General features: G+C 51.5%; 18 protein-coding genes. 6 read left to right on the plus strand and 12 right to left on the minus strand.

Features of this window, described 5'->3' with window-relative positions:
- Positions 1–36 precede the first annotated feature (36 nt).
- Entirely contained in the window at positions 37–825 is a 789-nt protein-coding gene (locus tag DEV76_RS14605; RefSeq protein ID WP_109698668.1) for a hypothetical protein, read from the minus strand.
- 70 nt (positions 826–895) lie between these two features.
- Complete coding sequence (locus tag DEV76_RS14610; protein ID WP_109698669.1) at positions 896–1,879, minus strand: metallophosphoesterase family protein; 984 nt, start codon at positions 1,877–1,879, stop codon at positions 896–898.
- Positions 1,880–2,197: 318 nt separating this feature from the next.
- Here DEV76_RS14610 and DEV76_RS14615 point away from each other — a divergent pair, with 318 nt between their 5' ends.
- Positions 2,198–2,800, plus strand: coding sequence for a sensor histidine kinase (locus tag DEV76_RS14615; RefSeq protein ID WP_232826969.1), 603 nt, complete (start codon positions 2,198–2,200; stop codon positions 2,798–2,800).
- Positions 2,801–2,839: 39 nt separating this feature from the next.
- On the plus strand, positions 2,840–3,598 hold the full coding sequence (locus tag DEV76_RS14620) for a LytR/AlgR family response regulator transcription factor (RefSeq protein WP_109698671.1): 759 nt from the start codon (positions 2,840–2,842) through the stop codon (positions 3,596–3,598).
- On the opposite strand, the gene DEV76_RS14625 is transcribed toward DEV76_RS14620, so the two are convergent.
- Complete coding sequence (locus DEV76_RS14625) at positions 3,567–5,873, minus strand: response regulator (protein WP_109698672.1); 2,307 nt, start codon at positions 5,871–5,873, stop codon at positions 3,567–3,569. The two genes, DEV76_RS14620 and DEV76_RS14625, sit on opposite strands and share 32 nt — an antisense overlap.
- Before the next feature lie 5 nt (positions 5,874–5,878).
- Positions 5,879–7,381, minus strand: a complete 1,503-nt coding sequence (locus tag DEV76_RS14630; protein WP_109698673.1) for a flavin-containing monooxygenase — start codon at positions 7,379–7,381, stop codon at positions 5,879–5,881.
- Between the two features lie 159 nt (positions 7,382–7,540).
- Here DEV76_RS14630 and DEV76_RS14635 point away from each other — a divergent pair, with 159 nt between their 5' ends.
- Positions 7,541–8,437 carry a class I SAM-dependent methyltransferase gene (locus DEV76_RS14635; protein WP_109698674.1) on the plus strand — a complete coding sequence of 299 codons (897 nt, stop codon included), beginning with the start codon at positions 7,541–7,543 and terminating at the stop codon, positions 8,435–8,437.
- Positions 8,438–8,504: 67 nt separating this feature from the next.
- Complete coding sequence (locus DEV76_RS14640; protein ID WP_109698675.1) at positions 8,505–9,419, plus strand: serine hydrolase; 915 nt, start codon at positions 8,505–8,507, stop codon at positions 9,417–9,419.
- Here DEV76_RS14640 and DEV76_RS14645 read toward each other — a convergent pair.
- Complete coding sequence (locus DEV76_RS14645) at positions 9,410–10,258, minus strand: hypothetical protein (RefSeq protein WP_157962903.1); 849 nt, start codon at positions 10,256–10,258, stop codon at positions 9,410–9,412. The two genes, DEV76_RS14640 and DEV76_RS14645, sit on opposite strands and share 10 nt — an antisense overlap.
- Positions 10,259–10,392: 134 nt before the next feature.
- Between DEV76_RS14645 and DEV76_RS14650 the strand changes: the two genes are divergently transcribed.
- Positions 10,393–12,987, plus strand: a complete 2,595-nt coding sequence (locus DEV76_RS14650) for a cation-translocating P-type ATPase (protein ID WP_109698677.1) — start codon at positions 10,393–10,395, stop codon at positions 12,985–12,987.
- Here DEV76_RS14650 and DEV76_RS14655 read toward each other — a convergent pair whose 3' ends face one another.
- The 7 genes from DEV76_RS14655 to DEV76_RS14685 form a co-directional block, all read right to left on the minus strand.
- A complete protein-coding gene (locus DEV76_RS14655; RefSeq protein WP_109698678.1) occupies positions 12,988–13,488 on the minus strand; it encodes a DUF2004 domain-containing protein in 501 nt (166 codons plus the stop codon). It abuts the gene before it with no gap.
- Positions 13,489–13,648: 160 nt separating this feature from the next.
- Positions 13,649–16,033 carry an ABC transporter permease gene (locus DEV76_RS14660; protein ID WP_109698679.1) on the minus strand — a complete coding sequence of 795 codons (2,385 nt, stop codon included), beginning with the start codon at positions 16,031–16,033 and terminating at the stop codon, positions 13,649–13,651.
- Positions 16,034–16,150: 117 nt separating this feature from the next.
- Positions 16,151–17,188, minus strand: coding sequence for a bifunctional transcriptional activator/DNA repair enzyme AdaA (locus DEV76_RS14665; RefSeq protein ID WP_109699016.1), 1,038 nt, complete (start codon positions 17,186–17,188; stop codon positions 16,151–16,153).
- A gap of 61 nt (positions 17,189–17,249) precedes the next feature.
- The gene (locus tag DEV76_RS14670; RefSeq protein WP_109698680.1) at positions 17,250–18,185 is read right to left on the minus strand and encodes a DMT family transporter; all 936 of its coding nucleotides are present in this window, start codon (positions 18,183–18,185) and stop codon (positions 17,250–17,252) included.
- Positions 18,186–18,244: 59 nt separating this feature from the next.
- Positions 18,245–18,655, minus strand: a complete 411-nt coding sequence (locus tag DEV76_RS14675; protein WP_109698681.1) for a DsrE family protein — start codon at positions 18,653–18,655, stop codon at positions 18,245–18,247.
- An 11-nt stretch (positions 18,656–18,666) separates the two neighbouring features.
- Positions 18,667–19,590 (minus strand): c-type cytochrome, encoded by a 924-nt coding sequence (locus DEV76_RS14680; protein WP_109698682.1) that lies wholly within the window; start codon positions 19,588–19,590, stop codon positions 18,667–18,669.
- A gap of 3 nt (positions 19,591–19,593) precedes the next feature.
- Entirely contained in the window at positions 19,594–20,289 is a 696-nt protein-coding gene (locus DEV76_RS14685) for a twin-arginine translocation signal domain-containing protein (protein WP_109698683.1), read from the minus strand.
- Between the two features lie 574 nt (positions 20,290–20,863).
- Between DEV76_RS14685 and DEV76_RS14690 the strand changes: the two genes are divergently transcribed.
- Positions 20,864–23,017: an alpha-galactosidase gene (locus DEV76_RS14690; protein WP_109699017.1), complete on the plus strand. Its 2,154-nt coding sequence runs from the start codon at positions 20,864–20,866 to the stop codon at positions 23,015–23,017.
- The last annotated feature ends 86 nt before the right edge of the window (positions 23,018–23,103 follow it).

Below are 23,103 nucleotides of genomic sequence, written 5' to 3' on the forward strand. Positions count from 1 at the left end.
AGGCAGGCCGTTGCGATTTACGGCCTGCCTGCTTTTTTATTGGGAGATCCTTGGAATGATGTCCAGCGTTTTGTCCCTGAAATTCCATTCGGAAACGAATGTGGGGGAATACACCTTCAGTGATTCCTGGGCAAAAGCTTTGGGATGCAGCATGAAAGCGCAAACATCGGTGGCGGAAATGTAAGGAGCGCTTTCTGAATGGATGTGCCCCGACGATTTTCTGCCATATGGCGTCATCAGGTTATGGGTATGGAACTGTTGTTTCGAAACGAGTTCAAATGCGCTGTTAAAGTGCAGGAGATAATCGTTTCCCAGTGCGAAGAAATTATTCCTCGTGGCGGCAGATAAAACATACACCTTCCGCGATTCCCCTTCTATCATGGGTACCACCATAAAGTAAGTGTCCCGTACCTTTTTGAAGCCCGGGTCTTTCTGCACCATGAGGGTCACCATTTTCCACAGTTCCCATACTTCCGCTTCATAGGTAGTCATCTCACGGCCTACGTGCCGGCGGGCGGTTTGCGCATTAAGCGTAGAGTCGAACCGGTAGCTGGTAATAACGGGCCGGTTGCTGGATGCCCTGTGTGGCATCATCAGCATGTAACCGTTACCATCGCGGTAGCTGAGAAACCCGGAGGCCTGTAATTGTACACGGCCGGTGGTATCGGCTTCCAGCAGTTCCACACCTGTTCTGCAGATTTGCAGATGCTGGTAGAGCAATATGCCTTCCGAACGGATGGAATCGGCTATCTGGTAAAGATTTTCCTGGGCGGAGGCATAGGTATGGCACAAGGCTCCCAGGGCAATGAGCAGGGTCTTCTTCATAGGATAGGATAAAAATATGCACCCGTAAGATACGATTCTCCGGCAAATCCCCTATCCCACGAATGTGCCTTTAGCCTTTTTTACCTGATGGCGTAAACACACGCATACTTCGGTCGTTGATACGGGGCTGATACACAGCCTTTACCTTTTCCGGAGTGCCTGCAGGATAACTGCTGCTGCGGCCCTCAATATGAAGTTTCCCTGAGGGGTCGAGCGTGATAAAGGCGAAAAGGGAATCGTTATAGTAATGCGCCCCGGTGTCGGTATAAACATAGGAGGCACTGTTGATGATGAAATAATGCACCCCATTGCGTTCGCCATAGCGGTCGTCGTGGTCGTGCCCCATGAACACCGCACATACAGTGGCGTTTGAGCCGGATTGGCTGGCGGTGTAGTTATGCCGGTCAAAAATGGACAGAATTTCTTCCGCATTGCCAAGTTCGGTCGTCCATTCGCTTAGGAAAACCGGCTGGTGCATGAATACGATGGTGGGGTATTTAGCCCCTGCCAGGTCCTGTTTGAGCCATTCCAGTTGTTCCGGATCGGTGAAAGACCGTTGTTCGGATGGTAAAGGCCCCCAGTTAGAGGTATCGTAATGCACCAGTTTGCCCTCCTTATCGCGGAGGTAATTGCGGTCCAGTACCACGAAATGGAAACCACCCAGGTCGAAGGAATAGTACCTGCTTTTCATGCCCCATAGCGCCATAATGGTGGCTTTGTCGCATACATCCATGTCATGATTGCCGATAACATGGTATTTAGGACCGGTAAACCGGTTCCATTCGGCCATGATGCGGTCTGATCCCTTAGGCCGGCAGAAATCGCCGCATTGGAGGATGAAATCAGGCTTTTCCTGCACGACGGCATTCATAAAGGCCTGCATCCTTTGTTCTTCATTTTTCCCGAACTGGAGATGGTGCAGGTCAGTAATAAACCCAATGCGGACAGGCTTACGGTACCCCGTAGAATGAGGGATAGCGAAGGAGAGCGATGGCAGCAGGGTGGCAAGGCCCCCCAATCCTGCGCGCTTCAGAAATTCACGGCGTGGTTGCATACAAAACGATAAAAAATAGCAATAAGGGCTAATCTACGGAAATATCCGGGTAAAAGTAGCTGTTACCTCCGTATCCCTGTCCGTTAACCCAAATGCCTCATCCGTTAATTCACCCTGGCTTACAGTCGTTTATTTCGTCAACTTCGTTGTTCAAAGCAGAGGAGCAGTTCTATGGTTACAGGTTGGATATTCGGCGCAGTTGCATCGGGGTTACTGATCATGTGGGGGGTAAGATCGTATGGATGTACGGTTCGGCTGCGTAAAAGATTGAGGGCTCAGAAAGAACTGCTCCGTAAGCAAGGGGCTGATTTGGAGAGAATGGAGGGTTTGCTGGGATTGAAAATGTTGCAGGCGAGACTCAACCCCCATTTTCTCTTCAACTCCCTGAATTCCATACAGTATTTCATAAGTCTGGATGATAAGAAAACGTCCCTTCAGTACATCGGGCGTTTTTCGGCGTTTCTCCGTAAAATGATCCAGTTCGGAGATGAAACCGCCATCCAGCTGCACGACGAAACGGAGCTGGTGCGCGATTACCTGTTACTGGAGCAATACCGTTTCCCCGACCGGTTCGATTTTAAAATTCAGCTGGAGGGCGATGCGGGACTGGAAGATATACCGCCTTTCCTGACGCACCACCTGGTGGAAGAAGCCCTCTACAAAGGCGTGCTCCACCTGGGCCATACCGAGAAAGGGCTTATCAGTGTGCTGGTGAAGCCGGAAGGCAACAGCATCCGCATGGAAGTAACCGATAACGGGATCAGCGGCGCTTTCGGGCGCGATGCTGAAGGGCATGCCGATATGCTGCACGAACGCATCCGCAGGTACAATGCATTACACGATAAACATGTAACAATAGAAAGCCGGAGAGCTGTGGAAGGGAATGGCCGCGAAAACACCGCCGTCATCACGATCCGCTGAGAAAAATATCCTATCTTGTTGCCACCTCAAAACCCTTATATGAAATGCAAAGCGCTCATTGTAGAGGATGAAATCCTGAGCCGCGAGTTTCTTTCCAATATGGTCCGCGAGCACTGTCCCCAGCTGGAGCTTGCCGGCACCGCGTCTAATGTAGACGAAGCCGTTCAGATGATCGCATCACATGCCCCGCAACTCGTTTTTCTCGATATTGAGATGCAAACGGGCACCGGGTTCGACGTGCTGCAACGCGCTGCAGGCCACAAATTTCATGTCATTTTCACCACCGCATTCGACCACTATGCCATCCGCGCCATCAAGTTCTCTGCAGTAGATTATCTGCTGAAGCCCATCGCATTCGACGAGCTGCAGCAGGCTGTAGCCAAAGCCCTGCGGCAAATGGATGATACCGGAGATGATAACCGCCTCGATCTCCTCTTAAAGAATATTTCCCGCCCTTCCGGCGAAGATTTCTGCATCAGCCTCTCCACCTCCGAAGGTGTTGATTTCGTACCGCTTTCCACCATCATACGCCTCGAAGCCAAAGGGCCGTACACTATTTTCTTCCTGAAAGACGGCCGCCAGATCATGGTAAGCCGCAACCTGAAGGAATATGAAAATACCCTCCAGGAATACGGCTTCTTCCGTATCCATAACTCCAATATCATCAACCTGAAAGATGTAAAGCGCTGGGTGAAGACCGACGGTGGCTACGCTATTATGAGCGATGGTGCCATGGTAGCTATTTCCCCTAAAAAGAAAGAAGATTTTATGATGCTGATGACAAAGCGGACGGTGTAACCTGCCGCAACTCATCCCATGCCTGCTCCAGCACCCGCCTCACTTTTTGCAGCTGCGCAGGCTCCGCTGTGCGTGTACGCTGAAGTACCTGCAACTCCGGACCTATATGTTCCGACAGCCCGAAGAAGCCTGCCGAAGTACTCATGGTATGTGCGATCTTATATAGCTGCTCCCCGTTGCCCGTAGCCGCTGCTTTTTCAAGGGCTTTCAGGTCTTTAGGGGATTGCTGCAGAAAGGTCCGGATCATCTCCTGCATAAAGGCGGTATTTTGCCGCGTTTGCTCCCGGAGGAAGCGGAGGTCTACCACCGCCGGCGCACGGTTACCTGCCATCACCGACAGTAACTCCTGCTCCCGGAAAGGCTTGGAGAGATAACCGTTCATACCCGCTGCAATGCATTTCTCTTTTTCACCACTAAAGGCATGCGCCGTAATGGCAATAATTGGGGTTTGCAGCCCCAGCTCTTCCCGTATTTTACGGGTGGCGGCGTAGCCATCCATGCCGGGTATCTGAATATCCATAAGGATGAGATCGGCCGTATTCTTCCGCAGCCATGCCAGGGCCTTGGTGCCGCTGTTAACCCCGAAGGCGGTGTAGCCGTTATTTTCCAGCATGAGGCGCGTCATTTTCTGGTTCAGCACATTATCTTCCACTACCAGCACCCTGCAGCCCGCGCCTTCCACCGCAGCAGGGGCTTCATGCTGTTCCGCAACAATATGTGCAGCGGCTTTTACAAAAGGAAGTTTTACGATGAACTCGGTTCCTTTACCGGGCTTACTTTCCAGCTCAATTGTTCCGCCCATGATCTGCGCCAGCTCTCTTGCAATGGCCAGACCCAATCCGGAACCACCGTATTTGCGGGATATGGCAGTGTCGGCCTGGGTAAATCGTTCAAATACTGCCGCCTGTTTAGATGCGGAAATACCTATACCGGTATCGCGTATCCGGAAGATGGCACGCAGGGAATGCTGGGTTTCCGATTCAACGCTGCAGGTGATCGAAATGCCTCCTTTTTCGGTGAACTTCACCGCATTACCAATGATGTTCAATAGAATCTGGGATACACGCATACTATCTCCCAGTAAGGGTTGTGCTAATTGCTCCGCAATGGTACAGGTGTACTGCAGCTCTTTACTGCGCACTTTAGGATCGAGCATGAGGCCAATGGCATGCAGCATCTGGGGGATGCTCAACGGGGCAGAGGCCACGGCTATCTTGCCGGCATCCAGCTTGCTGAGGTCCATGATATCGTTGATGGTAGACAGCAGGTTGCTGCCGGAAGTGCAAATGGCTTCCAGGTACTCGGTCTGGCGGGCCGACAGCCGGGTTTTCTTCAGCAGTTCAGTGAAGCCCAATATAGCGGTGAGCGGGGTACGCAGTTCATGGCTCATATTGGCAACGAACTCCGATTTGGCCTGCGAGGATTCTTCCGCCAGCACCCGTGCTTTTTCCAGTTGCTCTTCAATGGTTTTACGAAGAAAGAAAGTAGGTATATCCGGTGAGGTTACCGGAGCTGCATGTTGTCCTTTGTTTCTGGCAAAACGCTCCAGGTGCCCGCTGATGCGGTGAGGAGGAGCCATAATGAAGGTGCAGTTTTCATCACCCTTTGCCCGGCAGCTTACCTCTACTGCCGTTAGCGGAACGCCGAAGCTTTCCTGGCACCAGCCTGTGGAATAGCCCGCACTCATAATACACACCGGTGCTGCGGATTGCACACCCGCCCGCAACCATGCATCCGCCTCAAACGAAAATGGATGATGGTAGTAGAGGAAGAAATTATCGTCAGGAGTAGGGGAGCTTTCCGGTAAAATATCCACGAATGCCCAACCCGTATATGCGAAATGCACCGGCCCGGCAGACAGCCGGGATAATGGATCGGTGACATGCATTTTACCATGAAATGATTTGGCATCATTGATACCGATGGCATGCGATATATCAAACAGGAAATCTCTCCCTATTCCGAATGCTTCGCTTTCTCCTCTGTCTCCATAAAGTTTGAGAATACTGTCCAGAAAGTCTTTCGATAAAGCCGATGCCCTGATCAGCACATACCTTTCTCCTGAAATTTCGATGGTGCCTTCTGATGGCCGCATCCGTATGTCGGAGAAATAGGCTTTTACTTTTTCTTCCGCTTTCCGGAAGTACAGATCGAATGCCGCCGGTACTTTAACGGAAGGGGCATCGGAAGCTGGTTGAGGATGTGAGGAGGAAGCAGCTGCTTCCAGTTCCCTGATCCGGTTTTTCAATGCTGCGATTTGTTCAGAAGCTTTCATGTTTTCTAGGCAATGGCGTCTGCAGACCGGGAGGCCGGTTGCGACTGGGGTTGTTCCTTCTGCGCGGAATCTGCCAGTAAAATACGATAATCTTTCGGGTTGATTGGCTTAAAAAATTCATAAGGAGCCCAGCGGGTGGCAGTAGTCCGCAGGCCCATATCACGCATCAGCTGGTCGAGGTGCATGAAATTAAATGGAGCCACGCAGGTACCGCTAAACTCCCCGGCAATTGGCCGGCCTGTTTTCCGCCAGTTATTCATATATGCCATATCGTCCCGGATCTGATCAGGCGCGGGAAGACGCAAACGGCCCTGTGCATAGCGCAGCAGCCAATTGGCGGCAATCTCGGATGTAAGTGTGGTGAAAAGACTGGAATTATACCCTACAAATCCCAGGTTGGGCACCTCCGGATGCAGGATGTTGCGGAACAGCTGAAAGTGCCCCTGCTCACCAATAATATGCCGGCGGTGTTCTGTATCGAGAAAGGAAAGCGATTGCCGGAAGCCGGTACCACACACGAGTATGTCTGCCTGGATGGATTGGCCGTTACGAAGATGCAATGTGTTGCCGTCGATCGCTTCAATTTCGGTTTGTTGTGCGCGGATGGAGCCGTTCTTTACCTTTTCATAAAACCCCTCAGGCGCAACGCCTAAACTGCAACTGATCTGGTCTTCAATTTTATGGGTGGGGAGCATGTTACAGGCTTTTAGACTGAACTGCTTTTTGAGCAGCAGCTCCAGTCCGCGCCATTGCATCCATACCATGGGTTTACCTGCGGTATGCAGGAATTTCTGAAAGGGTGTTTTATAAGGAGCGTTGAAGAATGCTTCGGAGAAACGGGAGAAAAGGAGGTAGCGCATGTTGATGAGGTTCCCGAAATAGCGGGGCACCTTCCATTGCGCTTTGCGGAAAAGGAGATGGCATTCAGGGGCAATGTCTGCCGCCAGGGTAGCCACATCGGTGGCGGATTTGGCGAAGCCTACCACGGCTACGCGTTTCCCTTTCAGTATGGCGGGGTCTGATACCTGGCTGGAATGCAGGATCTTCCCGGGGAAGGTTTCAGCACCGGGAAAGGATGGTATGCTGGGGGTACTGAATGTGCCGGTGCAAACGGCTACAAAATCAAACGATACAGTATCGGTATTGCCGGAAGGCAGGTGCGTAATATCTGCCAGCCAGCTGCCGTCTTCGCGGCGGAGCCAGGATACGGCGGTGTTGAAGCGGATGTGCGGTGTAATACCGAAGTGATCCGCATAGGATTGCAGGTATTGCTGTACCTGTTCACCGGATGGCCATAAAGGATAATCCTGTGGCATGGGGAAGTCGGAGAACGCATATTCGTCGCGGGTGGTTTGGGTGGCTACACCATGGTAGGAGCGGCTTTTTTCCCATACGCCGCCAATACCTGCGGCTTTTTCGATGAGGGTAACGCGGTAACCTGCGCGGATAAAGGTTTTAGCAGTAGCCAGGCCGCTGAGGCCTGCGCCGATGATGCCGATGTGTTGCATAACAGTGGGGTTTTGTTCCGTGAAAGTAATAAGCCCTGTCCTGCGCCGGGATGCCGATTAATGATTGGGTGCTTTTGATTAACCCGGATGCCGTTCCCGTTAATTGCACCATCCCTTATAGCGGCCAACTGCCCAATTTTACTGAAATCGTTACCCCATATGAATACAACATCCTCCCCCGTACAGTTCCTCCGCCGCATCATTGGTAATGGCGGCCCCGAAGCATGCGAATACGGCGCATTAAATGAAGTTTTTGAATCCATTGCCGCGGCACTCCGGAGCGGTGCTTTCTCCGAATCAGAAAAAGCAGCATTGTACAATGGCTTTGGAACCGATGATGAAATAGGGCACACCATACTGGGCCATGCCCGGGCCAAACCTTTCGGTTATGCAGGCGATTTCCTTATCATCGATAAGATCTACCGCGAAGAAGTAACTGCGGATGCGTTGCTTCGTAAGTGGGACATCTTCTGGCATCAGCAGCCCGCCACACGCGCAGTGCGTAACCGTAAGGATTATTTCATCCGTATGGTCCGGAGATGGCTCAGGGGAAAAAGCAAAGCTTCCCTCCTGAATATTGCCAGCGGCCCGGGCCGCGACCTGTCAGAAGCCTATGCCCGTATTGATCCCTCAAGGCTTCAGACTGTTTGCGTGGAAGCAGATGCACAGGCTATTGCATATGCAACGGAGCTGAATGCTCCAAACATGGATCACATTACATTCATTCACCGCAACGTATTCCGTTTTGATACAGACCAGCGTTTTGATATTGTATGGAGCGCAGGCCTGTTCGATTATTTCGACGATGCCGTGTTTGTACGGCTGCTCCGGAAAATGATGGGATGGACGAACCCCGGTGGTGAAGTGATTATCGGAAATTTTGGAGACCATAACCCCACCCGTGGCTATATGGAGATCATCAGTGAATGGTATCTCATACACCGCTCCGCTGCGCATTTAAAGGAGCTGGCCATCAGCGCCGGTGCTGATCCGGGGAAGATAAAGGTGGAACATGAACCCGAAGGCGTTAACCTGTTTCTGCACGTAGGCGTATAACAGTATGGAATACCGGTGATTTTTTTTATTTTGGGAGTATTCCTTGCCAAACCCAAGATCTCCCAACATGTTAAACCATCGCTTACAACTCCGTTTCCTTTGCCTGTTACTGGCCTTTCCCATTGCTGCATTCTGCCAGAAAGAAGATCATAAGCTTACTGCCAAATTGCAGGCGCTTGCTGCCAACTTTCAGGGCGAGGCAGGCATCTATGTGGAAAATCTAAAAACAGGCAGATTTGTGGCTATAAATGCGGATACGGTGTTCCCTACCGCCAGCATAGTGAAAGTGCCATTACTGGTAGGACTGTTCGATAAAATCGAGAAAGGGGAGCTGAAGTACCATCAGCCATGGACTTACCGGGATTCTTCCAAATACGGAGGATCGGGCATCATGCAGTTTTTCCGCGACAGTGCTGCTACTGAAGTAAGCGTGCTGGCAGCGCTCATGATGTCTTACAGCGATAATACCACTTCGCTCATGATCCAGTCTATGGCCGGCGGTGGTGCGCGGGTCAATGAACTGATGGAGCAATACGGATTGAAGGATACCCGCGTGAATTCAAGAACACCGGGCAGGGCGGAGATTTGGAAGAAGTACGGCTGGGGGCAAACCACGCCCCGCGAAATGGCGCGTCTTGTAAAAATGATCAGGAAGGGAGAGATTATCAGTCCGGCTGCGAGTGACCGTATGTACCGGTTAATGTGCAGAGGATATTATGACGAATCCTCTCTTTCGCAGTTGCCTCCATATGTGCAGGCCGCACATAAAACGGGATCAGTGGATGCAACAAGGTCGGAAGTGGTGCTGGTAAATGCGCCGCATGGCGATTATGTGTTTCATGTAGCCACGAAGAACAATAAAGACCAGCGTTGGTCGGATGATAATGAAGCGGTAGTATTTATCAGGAATGTATCTGCAGTGATCTGGAATCATTTTGAACCGAAGAGCGACTGGAAGCCGTTGTATACGGTTTACAAGTGATTCATTTCATATACCTTTTCCAGTAGGTCGATTTTTTGCTGCTCCGGCATGTCGGGAGCTTTGATCATGCAATTGAAGAGTTTGTTGCCGCGGGTACCGAAGAGGAAGTACATGTTTTGCTGGCTGTTTTTCGCCTGCCAGCAGATGTAAGCTTTTTCACGGTTTTCAGAAAGCTTGCGTACCGTCATGCGGGCTTCATCGCGCAGGGTGCGGCTATCCCAGTTATAATAAGCGAGGGCGTTCTCGAAATCGGTGCGTTCGCTGACGAATACATCCAGTGCTTCGCCGGGCATTACGGCAATGGCGATCACAGTGGAATCTGCATTGGTGAAGGTTACCTGACGGGGATCTTTGGAATTACGGTGCATCTGCCAGGTGCCGGGGAGGCGCAATTCGGGCTGATAACGGTTGTATTTTACAACGGTGGTATCCTTTACTTCATGGAATTCGAAAGAAAGCTCGCTGCAATCTAGCGGATCAGTTAACTGAAGGCGGCCATCATTTACTTTGCCGCGGAGGGCAAGGTTTTGAACACCCTCCGGCCGGGTTTCGGTATTTAATTGCAGGATCAGCTCTCCGTCTTTCCAGCTGTAGGTGCCTTTTTGCGCGTATCTTTTGTCTCTCCCGAACCATCCCGCCACAGACTTAGCATCGTCCGAAACCCCGGATTGCAGAAATACTGCCCCGTCCGGGTAAAAACGGAGGTAAGATTGCCGGTCGTCTGACTGGGAAACATGATGAACTCTGGCGGAATAAATGCCGTCAAAATGAATGTTTTGCGCAAGCAGGACATTGCCCTGCATCAAAAGGCACACGAAAGCGAAGATACGCGCTGGCATATGTAACAGTTATAGGAAGTCTGATTCTGATTTAATTTACAACGAATTTTCCATATAAACGCGTGTTTGGATCATTGTTTCGGAAACAAATTTGTAGCTGATTTGTAAAGTCTTGACAAACCAATACTTTGCGCATGGAAGCCCATCCCGTAAATATCAAAGATTTAATACAGCAGTATGGCACCGATCCCGGTACCGGCATCAGCCCTGAAAAGGCGGAACAGCTGCTGGCAGAGCATGGCCCCAACGAGCTGGCGGCCACCCACAGGGAGTCTCCATGGATGATCCTCCTGCACCAGTTCATGAGCCCCGTCATCTACCTGCTGGTTATTGCCATGGGCATGTCCCTCTTCTTCCGGGAATGGCTCGATGCCATCGCTATTGCCGTTGTGATCCTCCTGAACGCAATCATCGGTTTTATCATGGAATTCCAGGCCGGTAAAGCCATGGACGCCCTCAGGCAAATGACCACCCAGTCTGCCAGGGTACTCCGGGGCGGGCATGTCACCGAAATCCTCTCCACCAGCATCGTTCCCGGCGATATCATCCTGCTCGATGCAGGAGATATGGTTCAGGCCGACGGCCGCATCCTGGAAGCCACCAGCCTCCAGGCAGATGAGTCGGCCCTCACCGGGGAATCCCTCCCGGCAGACAAATCGGCCGGTGAACTCCCGGAAGACACCCCGCTGGCCGAGCGCTCCAATATGGTGTATAAAGGCACCTTCATCCGGAACGGCAATGCGAAAGTGCTCTGCACTTCCACGGGCATGCAAACGGAGCTTGGCCATATCGCCCACCTGGTGGCCGGGGCGAAAAAGTCGGCCACCCCGTTGGAAAAGAAACTGGAAAGCTTCAGTAAACGCCTGATCGGCATCACCGTCGGCATCGTGATATTGATTTTCGTGGCCGGCGTCCTTAACCAGGTGCCCATCCTTGAAATGCTGAAAACCTCCATTGCACTGGCCGTTGCCGCCATCCCGGAAGGTTTGCCGGTGGTGGCCACCCTCAGCCTGGCCAGGGGCATGATCCGTATGGCCCGGCAGAATGTAATCGTCAAAAAGCTCTCTGCCGTAGAAACCCTCGGGGCCACTACGGTGATCTGTACAGATAAAACCGGTACCCTCACGGAGAATAAAATGCAGGTGACAGACGCCCGGCTATATGCCTTAACCTGGAAGCAGGGCGAACCGGCGCCTGAAGAAGACGTATTCCGGCTCCTGAAGGAAACGGCAGTATTATGCAATAATGCCACGCTGGAAGGGGAAAAAGGCATCGGCGACCCTATTGAAGTGAGCCTGTTGCAGTTTGCAGAAGAAACCGGAGCGGAGGTAAACAGCCTCCGTTCAGCATTCAGTAAGCAGGACGAAGCCCCCTTCAACTCCGATACCCGTGTAATGGCCACCCTGCATCAAAGCAACGGGCAATACCGGGTATCTGCCAAAGGCGCCACGGAAGATCTGCTGGACTATTGCACCACTATCCTGAAAAACGGCAACCATGAGCCATTAACCGCGGAAGAAAAGGCACATTGGATGGCTGCCACAGAGGAGCTGGCCGCATCCGGACTAAAAACATTAGGCTATGCCTGCCGCCTGGAAAATGAAAGTCCGGATGAGATGCTGCAGAAGCTCGTATTCCTCGGTATAACGGGCTTTATGGACCCGCCGCGGCATGGGGTGAAGCAGGTGATCCGGGAATGCCATGGAGCCGGTATAAGGGTGCTGATGCTTACGGGTGACCATCCGGCTACGGCTGCTACCATTGCCCGGCAACTTGATATCGTTCAGGAAGGGGAGAAGCCGGTTGTTACAGGCCGGGAGCTGGAAAAAGACCCCGCTGCCTGGGAAGGTGCCGCGGTTTTTGCACGGGTAAGCCCCCGCCAGAAGCTCGACCTGGTGAACGGCCTTCAGGAAGATCATCATATCGTGGCCATGACGGGAGACGGGGTCAACGATGCTCCCGCACTGAAAAAGGCCGATATCGGCATCGCCATGGGCATCCGGGGCACGCAGGTATCGCAGGAAGTAGCGGATATGGTGCTGAAGGATGATGCCTTTGAATCTATTGTGATGGCAGTACGGCAGGGGCGTGTGATATTCACAAACATCCGCCGCTTCATTATCTTCCTGCTGTCCTGCAACCTGAGCGAGCTGCTGGTCATAGGAGGAATTGCCACTTTCAATATTCCCTTCCAGCTTGCCGCCATTCAAATCCTTTTCATCAACCTCATCACTGATGTATTCCCCGCTATGGCGCTGGGCTTCACGGAGGGCGACGATACCGTGATGCAGAAGTCGCCCCGTGATCCGCGCAAGCCCATCCTCAGCAGGAACGGGTGGACGTGGATCTGGGTATATGCCGCCGTGATAGGTGGCAGTGCGCTGGGTGCGGCTTTTGCCGCGGAGTATTTCAGGGAAGGTGTCACAGATGCGCGGGCAGCTAATAATGTGCTGTTTTATACCCTCATCCTATCCCAGCTCCTCCATGCATTGAGCATGAAAGAACCCCGTGAGAAGTTCCTGGGTGGCCCTGTGATGCGCAATAAATACCTGATCGGCTCCATTTTCCTCAGTGCGGGCGTTACACTGGCCTGCCTTTTCATACCCCCGGTAGCAGCGGCATTAAGGCTACAGATGATGCCGGCTATAGACTGGTGGATCACCGCAGGATTCAGTATTTTATCACTGCTGATCGTACGCCTGCTGTCGGGATTGTTTATGCGGAGGTAATCATTTAATTATCATCGAATCCAGAATATCCCCTTTCTCATTTACATATATGGTGATGACGGTGCGGGTAAGAAAAATGTCTATACTATAGTCGAAGATGGCGAACTGGAAATCATCTTCCGGGATGAAGCCCAGTCTTACGAGGTTCATTTGCCGTAATACCTGCAGATGCGGAGGATCAGAATTTTCAGGCGCAATAAGTGCCGCCATATTCTCTGGTGGTAATTCTTTTATCAGCATGCTGGTATAGTTACCCACTATGCCACCATTTTCCTCAGCAGCCTGCTCCCTGAGGTACCGCATTAACTTTTCATCAGCAGCGTCCAGCTCATCCATCATCTTTTGCATAGACTCCATTTGTGAAAGTGCTACCGGCTCACCGGAAAAGCTGATGTCAAAATCAAGGTATACCCCATTGCGTTTGATGCTTGCATCGTAGTATTCTGCAGGACTTTCATAGAAGATATCTCCGAAATGAGGGATGTAACACAGCTTCTTCATTTGATAGTGATTTTCGGGGAATTTACATCCTTCCTTCCCTGCTATGGAAGGGAGGTGATTCCGGCTGGCGGTTGGGGTGTTTGTATTGCAGGATAATGGCTTCCAGTAACAAAAACGGCCCCGGAAACGGGGCCGTGAAATACAAGTGATAGAAGAAAAGCTATTCTGAGCGGAGGCTTTTAACAGGGTCGGCCAGCGCAGCGCGGATGCTCTGTGCACTAACGGTGAGCAGTGCAATGAGCAGGGCCCCAAGGGCCGTAGCGCCTACCAGCCACCAGGTAATCTCGGTGCGGTATTCAAACCCGTTCAGCCAGTGCTGCATACCCAGCCATGCCAGTGGTATGGCGATGACCAGTGCAATGAATACCAGTACTACGAAGTCGGTGGACATTAACCGCCAAAGGCTGAATACCGAAGCGCCCATTACTTTACGCACTCCAATTTCTTTCACACGCTGTTCGGCCATAAAGTTCGCCATGCCGAAGAGGCCGAGGCAGCTGATAAATATGGCCAGCACTGCAAAGTAGGCTGATAGTTTACCGATGCGCTGTTCGGACAGAAACTTTTGTCCGTATTGCACATCCACGAATTCGTACATGAAAGGCACGCCGGGGTTATGTTTCGCGAACACTGTTTCCAGTTCCTTTATAGAATTGGCAACGGGTCTGTTCGGGTTGAGCCGAAGCAGTATGATATTACCACGTTCTTTATCCAGGCTGAATATGGTGCGGAACACGGGGTTGTAGGGCGATTGCATGACCATATCCTTCACCACGCCGATCACGTTAAATGCTACTCCGTCTTTTTTAACGACTTTCCCGACAGGATCTTTCAGCTGCATGAATTTCACTGCGGTTTCGTTCAGGACAATAGCATTGGAATCGGAGGCAAGCTGCCGGTTGAAGTTGCGGCCCTCCAACAGCTCCCACTGCACCGTTTTCCCATATTCGTGCGATACATCTACAGCTACGAAGTTGCCCTGAGCAGAAGGAGGCATTCCCTCCCATGTATAGCCATTATTGATGGCATAAATTTCACTGGGCGGAGACGAGGCATGAGATACATCGGTGGCTGCTCCGGATGCCAGTGCATCCTGCCGGATGAGGTCATAGTTTTTACGCAGTTCGTTGGTAGACATGAAAACGTTGATCAGCCCATCGCGGTTATAGGCCACAGGCCTGTTCTGCGCATGCCGGATCTGCCGGAATACTATGATGGTTCCAATAATAAGTATTACAGAAACGGCGAATTGCAGCACTACCAGTGCCTTCCGGGGAGTGGAGGCATTACGGCCCGCTTTGAAGGTGCCTTTCAATACTTTCACCGGCTGAAAGGAGGATAAGTATAAAGCAGGGTAACTGCCTGCCATAAGTCCTGTCAGGATCATGAACCCCATCCCTGCCGTCCAGAATAAGGGGTTTAGGAGCGGCAAAGAAATGTGTTTGCCGGCCACATCGTTAAAGGTGGGTAATGCCAGCTGAACCAATACTAATGACAATATGAATCCGATGAAAGCCAGCAGGATGGATTCACTGAAAAACTGCACTACTAACTGGTTTCTGTGTGAGCCGACTGCTTTCCGGATACCCACTTCCCGCGCACGTTTTTCACTTCGGGCAGTACTGAGGTTCATGAAGTTGATACACGCCAGTAACAGTACGAAAACACCTATGATGCCGAAGAGCCATACAGACTGTATTCTGCCACCGGCGTTTTTACCTGCTTTCCATTCACTGTAAAGATGCCATTTACTCATGGGGAAAAGGAATACCTGCGGGTTAAAGCCTTTATCTTCTTCCCGCACTTTTTCCATTTTCACCTTTGTGATTTTTTTAGAAACAGTTTCAAGGTCTGCATGGTCGGCCAGCTGTGCGAATGATTGCACGAAGTTGGAACGCCAGGGGTTTGTCATCTCCCCGATCCATGGGTTTTGACGGAGGTACAGCGCCCAGGTAGACATGAACTGTAATCCGCCAAATGCAGAATTTTCCGGCAGGTCTTTATAAATGCCCGTTACTTTAACGGGGGCAGTATTGTCGAGTTTGATGATCTGACCCAGTGGGTTTTTATCCACGAAAATCGCTTTGGCGGAAGACTGGGAGAGGAGGATGGAATTAACATCGGTAAGCCCGTTGCGCGTGCCGGCCACCATGTCCAGACTCATTATTTCCGGGAATGCAGGTTCGAAGAAATTGCCTACATGCGATACGGCCACCTCTCCATGGGTAAGAATGTGGCTGTTGTTCCAGGATGCCATGGAAACGTGTTTGAAGTCGCTGCCATATTGTAACCGAAGCTCTTCGCCAAGCAAATAAGGGACTGATTGCTGTGTGCTGGTTTCACCGTTAAAGGTCTGGTGCTGCATCACCTGCACAATGCGGTCGTAGTTTTTATGATTTTTACTGAACGTCACTTCATCGTAGATCCACAGGCCAATGAGCAGCGCCACGCCCATGCCGATAGACAGTCCCGCGATATTAATCAGCGAAAAAGTCTTGTTCTTGAGGAGGTTCCTCCATGCGATTTTTAGATAGTTCCTGATCATGCCAATGCTCCCTGCCAAGGCAATGCCATACCGGGGAGTGTTTTATTATTAAATCTATACAAATTGTGAATTAATATAAAGTGTTCGTTTTTGGAACAGTAGGTGTCCGCCTCCGGATCAGGAATTCCGTTTTTCAAAATCGAGCAGCCATTGTTTGCGGTGAACACCTCCGCCGTAACCGGTAAGCTGTCCGTCTTCACTGATAATACGATGGCAGGGCACAATAATGGAAATGCGATTCATTCCATTGGCGCGGGCTACGGCACGGATGGCTGATGGGTTTCCCAGTGTATTAGCCTGGCGCTTGTAGGTGCTGGTAGTACCATAAGGCACGGTTTGCAGGAGTTGCCATACTTCCTGCTGGAAGGGCGTTCCCGGGGTGAAGAGCGGTACGGTAAAGACTTTCCTGTTCCCTTCGAAATATTCATCCAGTTCACTGCGCAGCTGCCTGAAATGAGGGTTATCGCCGGGGATGATTTCTGCGTTATGCAGCCGGGCAATATCTTTCAATTCGGTTTCGAGCATTTTACGGTCGGAGAATTCGAGGAGGCAAACGCCTTCATCTGCGGCACAGGCAAACATGGTACCCAGGGGAGTTTCGAGCCGGATGGCGTTGATGACGTTGCGGCTTTTACTGTTAGACGGGGCTACGCCAAAAACTGATTTGAATGAATCTGCGAAGCCGCTGAGGGAATCGTATCCTGATTCAAACGCAGTTCCGGTAACAGGGGCGCCATCGCGCAGGTGGCGGAAGGCGGAATTAAGGCGGAACATACGCTGGTAAGCGTGAAAGGTGATACCATGGTTTTTCAGGAACCAGCGGCGGATGGCGCTGGGCTCCAGTCCCATTTCCAGCAGTGCCTCGTCCCGGAATTTCTTCGAAGGGTCGGCACTCAGGGCTTCGAGCAGGGTACGGATATGTTCAGGAGTTTCACCGCTTTTTTCCAGCGGCCGGCACACTTTGCAGGGACGGTATCCTTTGAGAATCGCTTCTTTTGCGGTGGATACGAACTCCACATTCTCGGGTTTGGGCTTTCGCGCAGTGCAGGTGGGTCGGCAGAAGATGCCGGTTGTTTTAACGGCGGTGAAAAAAGTGCCTTCAAACGTGCTGTCTTTTTCGATAATGGCCTGGTACATTCTTTCGCGGGTAAGCATGGCGTTGATTTTAATCAAAGATAGGCCCGCGCGGAAATGCAGGCAACCGGAAAATGAACAACTATTTTTCCGGCAGGGGAGTGCTCTTTTGGGAGCTGAGCCAGATACCCGCCAATACCAGTATTCCTCCCGCCCATTGCAGGCCGGTAAAAGATTCCTGCAGGAAGATGAATGCCACGATGGCGCCGATCACGGGATTAAGATTGAGGAAATTACCCACCTGTGCGGCAGGCAGGTTTTCCAGCGCTTTATTATACAGGAAATACGCTACCGCAGAAGCTAGGATGCCGCAATAGCAAAGCCCCAGCCAGGCTTTCCAGGAAATCTCAGGCCAGCCCTGTTGCTGCACCTGCATCCAGCCGAACGGAACCGATAATACCGTACCGATCATCATACTCACAGCCGTTACCTGCAGCGTGTCATGATCTTTTACGGAGCGCGACAGCAGGGTGTATACACTCCAAAGGCACACTGCCGCTACGATGAGCGTACTGCCCAATAAACTGCCGTCCCCTTTTCCCGGACTACCGACAAAGCCCACCAGTATCACACCAGCTACCGACAGTACGATGCCGGCCACCAGCCTTGCACTCAGCTGCTCTTTCAGGAAAAGGACTGCAGGTATGGCAATAGCTACCGGAACAAGACCTTCAATGATAGCCCCCGTGCTGGCAGGTATATAATGCATGCCGGTATTGAAGCACAGATAATAAAAAGTAGTGCCGGATAGGCCCATCAGCGTAAGCTTACCCCAGGGCAGGGGCGCCCGCATCTTACGCCTGCGCACGATGTAGAAAGGCAGCAGCGCCAGGCATGCTATGGTATTGCGGATGGTAGCGGCTGTAAGCGGAGGAAGCTCCGATACCACGAACTTGGTGACAGAAAATGAACTGCCCCAGATCAGGAGCACGACAAAAATTGATAAAAGCCCTCTGGTATGCATTGAGCCGTTGGTGTTTTCCATAAGCCAGTCGCCGTATTGAGCCGCGAACGTCACAAGTTAATGAATTCAGCGAAGCTTCCGGCTGCGAAAAAATGCACCGCAGGCACCCTGCATTATTGCGCTACTTTAATATATCCCCATCCTTCTTTCTGCCTTGTAAGGATCTCATAAATCGCGTCAGGTACTACTTCTACCCCGGTAATGAGTTCGGAAGTATTTACCTGCTTGCGTTTCATCGTTTCTCCGCATACTTTAAACTTCATGCGGCCGGTTTTTAAAAGCGCTTCCACTTCAGGCTTTACGGTAGATTTCTCTGCACATACGAAGGGGAGCGCTTCACTGTAAATTGCCACTTCCAGCTGCGCATCGGGCCGCCCGTCCAGTATGCTTTTAGCCTGCCGCACAACGGCCTGGTGGTTGGCGGGGTCTTTACTCGTAAGGTCGAACACCACTTTATAAGGTACGCTTTGTGCAACTGCAGCAGTGCTGAATAAGATTAGTAGTAAGGAAACCAGTGTTTTCATACAGTTTGTATTTAAGGTTTAACGGAAGATGCCGGCACCATATGCCCGAAAGGCCCGTATTTATGCCGGTTTTCTGAAAAGGTATCTGCATAGGGGCCAAAAGGATGGTCGAAAGGCTTGGTCCGTATATCGGGCCAGTCGGCGCGGTAAGGTTTGTAAGTCCGTGGCTGCGACAATATCCATGCAGCTACATCCCATGCTTCTTCGGTGGTGAGCAGGGGCTTTTGCCAGGTGATGCCCTGGGGCATGTTGTTGTAAATAAACCCGGCCATTTTGCTGATACGGTATATGCCTGCCCCTGTGTTGAAGCTATGGTGGCCCCATAGCGGAGGATAGAGGAATCCCGCACCGGCGGGCTTACCGCGGCCGTCTGCTCCATGGCACGATGCGCAATGCAGCATGTACACCAGCTGGCCCCGGTTAGGGTCTGCGGCAGATGGCTTCAGCGGCAGTTGCATAATGCCGCTGCCCGCGGGCCGGTTGCCACGGGGTACTTTATAGGAGAGCCATTGCATATATGCCACCATAGCCCGCATTTCCCGCCCGGTACTGTCTATCGGCCGCCCGTTGAGACTCCGTTCGAAGCAGTCGTTAATCTTCTTCTCCAGCGATTCCACAGTGCCGCTGCGGTCGCGGTATTTGGGATAGGTAGCCCGGGCCGCACTGAGATTATTGCCCCAGGGTATGGTACCGGCAGCCAGGTGGCAGTTCTGGCAGTTCATGCCATTACTGATTTTCGCAATGGAACCACCCGGACCGAAGTACCTGGCGGTGTTGGCGATAAGTTCACGGCCATAACGGATTTCATCGCCTGCAGGTGAATGTGCAATGGTGGCGGTATCCGGCGGTGTCCAGATAACTGCCGGGGCATGTTGCTGCCGCCGGCAGGCCATCAGTAAAAGGAAGGCCAGCGGCAAAATGAATAGGTATTGCATGGCTCAGCCTGCAAAGCAGTACCCGCAGTTTTTTTCCTGTGCCCGGCCGATAGCCCATACACCGGATGGTACCACCTGGATGCCCGGCAATACACCAGCCAGCCATTCGGATTTTACCACGTTTGCATCCATGCCCATTGCCTGGGCTGCAACTGCGCTGTACACCGTAATAGCCATGCTGCAAACGCAGAACATAACGCCGCTTTTCTGCAACTGGTCGATACCGATTTCTACCGGTCCCACACCCGGCACACTGAAATCATTGGGCCCGGGTTGCCAGAAGGGGTTGCGTACAGCCGGAGCTTTTGTGGCGGGATCATCGGCTTTGAACATCTCACCGAATTTGTACTTACTCCACAGATCGCTCCGCATGGCATATGGGATGGCATCGTGCCGTAACACCACCACCACCGAGCATTCTTTTTCATCAGTACCGGTCATGGAATTGGTGATCAGGAAAACCCTGGGCCATGCAAAGGGAAAAATACCATGCGGCCGCGGTGCATCGATCACGAGCCGGTGTTTGCCGTTAATTTTTTTGAACCAATCGTCCGCCGAATTGACCATTGCAGTGTTTTCTGCAGCAGCCACAGGTAATGGAGACGAAAGCCATGCCAGCCCCAGCGAAGCTGCACTTACGGCGGCCTGTCCAATAAAATCGCGGCGTGACGGATAATTGTTAGAAGATAACCTGGACATATGATATCAGTTTTACTTGATTGATGATCACGGTCTGGTTTTTCATTTGGCGCAAGGATATATGCAAAATGGTGGCGCCTGCAGTGGAGGAGGATGGTGGAAGGAGAGATATGCGTCCATAACTGCTTCACAAATTTCAATAAAAGTTTTAATCTGCCGTGCAGAATGCCCCTTAATTAACAATGCATTACCCAAACCCGTATCTCCCCATCTGGTGCAAGCCCAATCGCTGGTGTTATCGCTATCCTCATCTGACCCTGATAGCATTTTGCTAATGTGTAATGAGGAATTAAATTTCAATCGATTGTTTATTGAGGGTAATTGAACCAAAACTTTGGGGTTTGTACATTAGGGGAACACGTAGTGAACAACGATATTAATTAAGAAATCCGGTTTGTATGAAAAGCAGCAGTGGCGCTACCGCATGGGCGGAAACACAGAATGTTTCTGCTCATGTATGCGCCCTTTTACAAACAAATCATGTTACCAATTTTAAATAATGCTATGGCACGGGCTTTTTAATCCTGAAGGCCCTGTCACTTTCCTGTAAAACAATTATTATTACCATATGAATATGAAATGGACTTTGATGATGGGATGCATGTTACTGGCCGCTTCGGCTGGTGCGCAGGTAACCCGTTCCTACAAACCCGACTGGCTCGTAACACCGGTTACTGCCAAAGCGCAGGTGCTGGAAAAAGGTAAGGATATCACGCTGAGCAATACCCTTGTACAGCGTACCTTCCGCATTGCGCCCAACGTAGCCTGCTATGATTACCTCAATCCTGTAACCGGCCAGCAGCTCCTCCGGGCTGTGAAGCCTGAAGCCCGTGTGGAAATCAACGGTAAATCGTATAACGTAGGCGGCCTCCGCGGCCAGAAGGAGAATGCATATTTGCTGCCCGCCTGGCTCGATGGATTTACGGCCGGAGAAAATGATTTTATCTACGAACGTCATACCATTTCAGAAATCAAACCCCGTGTGCAATGGAAAGGCACTTTCTGGGCGGCTAACCGTAAACAGCCAACGGGTAAGCAGCTCGAGTTTTACTTTAAAAGCAAAGCCCCTGAAGCCAAAGGCGTTACGGTGATTGTACACTACGCCATCTATGATGGTTTGCCGCTCATCGCCAAATGGGCTACCGTGGAAAACCACAGCGGCGCCACAGTTTCGGTGAACCGCATCGTACATGAGATTTTAGGCATGGTGGAAGAAGAAAGCACCGTGGTAGGCTCGCCTGAAAAACTGAAGAAGCCGCAGGGCATTTACTTCGAAACGAATTATGCTTTCAATAACGCGATGAACTACCCCGTCAGTGATCAGACGGCTCACTGGAAAATCGACTCTTCCTACACTTCGCAGGTAAACTACGATTACAATTCGCCCTGCCTGTTTGAAGCATATCCTGATAAGGTAACCGATGTGCCCGTTGCCGATGGCGAAAGCATCACATCGCCCGCCACCTGGGAGCTGCTGATGGACAGCTACGACCGTGAAAGGAGAGGGCTGGCTGTACGGAAGATGTACCGTACCATCGCCCCCTGGACAACAGGTAACCCCATTTTCATGCACCTTGTCAGCAAAAACGATGCGGAAGTGAAGAACGCGGTGGACCAATGCGCTGCTACCGGGTACGAAGCCGTGATCCTCAGCTTTGGCAGTCATGTTAACATGGAAGATACCGCTGCCGCCAATATTGCCCGCTGGAAATCGCTGAGCGATTATGCACATGGCAAAGGCATCCTCATCGGTGGTTATTCCCTGTTCAGCTCCCGCCGCATCAGTGATAAAGACGATGTGATCAACCCCGCTACCGGCAAACCGGGCGGTGCCTTCTTTGGCAACGCTCCCTGCTTCGGCAGTGAATGGGGCCTTGCGTACCGCGACAAAATCAAATATTTCATCACCCAAACCGGGTTCGATATCTGGGAGAATGATGGTCCTTACCCAGGCGATGTATGTGCTTCCACCACGCACCCCGGCCATAAAGACGCGCATGATTCGCAATGGCGCCAGATGGAGATCCAGAAAAAGCTGTACCGCGATCTGAACGAGCAGGGCATTTACATCAATGCACCCGACTGGTATTTCCTGGACGGCACTCACAAAATTGCATTAGGCTATCGTGAGGTGAACTTCTCTCTTTCCCGCGATCAGCAGAAAATACTGAACCGCCACAATATTTATGATGGCACCTGGGAGAAGACGCCTTCCATGGGTTGGGGATTTGTACCGCTCACCAGGTACCAGGGCGGTGGGCCCGAAGCTGTGCTGGAGCCGCTGAAAGATCATCTGGACGACTATAAGCAGCTCATGTTCCAGTACTATGGTTCCGGCATCCAGGCCTGTTACCGCGGGCCGAGGCTTTATGATACGGAAGAAACGAAAACCGTGGTAAAGGATATGATTAACTGGTACAAAAAATACCGCAACATCCTCAATGCCGATGTGATTCACCTGCGCCGCGCCGATGGCCGCGATTGGGATGGCATCCTCCATGCCGACCCGCAGGGTAAAGAAAAGGGCTTCCTCATCCTTTACAATCCGCTTAAAACCGCCATTACCCGTACCATCCGCGTACCGTTGTACTACACCGGACTTACTACCACCGCCAGATTGCTGGCCAATGGAGTAACGCCTAAGGTGTATACCCTCAACCGCCAGTTCGAAGCCGAAATGACAGTAACGCTGCCACCGGAAAGCTACAACTGGTGGGTGGTTCAATAGCACAGGGAAGAAAATGCCGTTTTATACTGTTTTGTCGTGTTTGGTAGTGCTTTGATGCATGCATATGGCTGAAGTAAGCCTTACAT

The sequence above is a fragment of the Chitinophaga deserti genome (assembly GCF_003149455.1).
Classification (GTDB): domain Bacteria; phylum Bacteroidota; class Bacteroidia; order Chitinophagales; family Chitinophagaceae; genus Chitinophaga; species Chitinophaga deserti.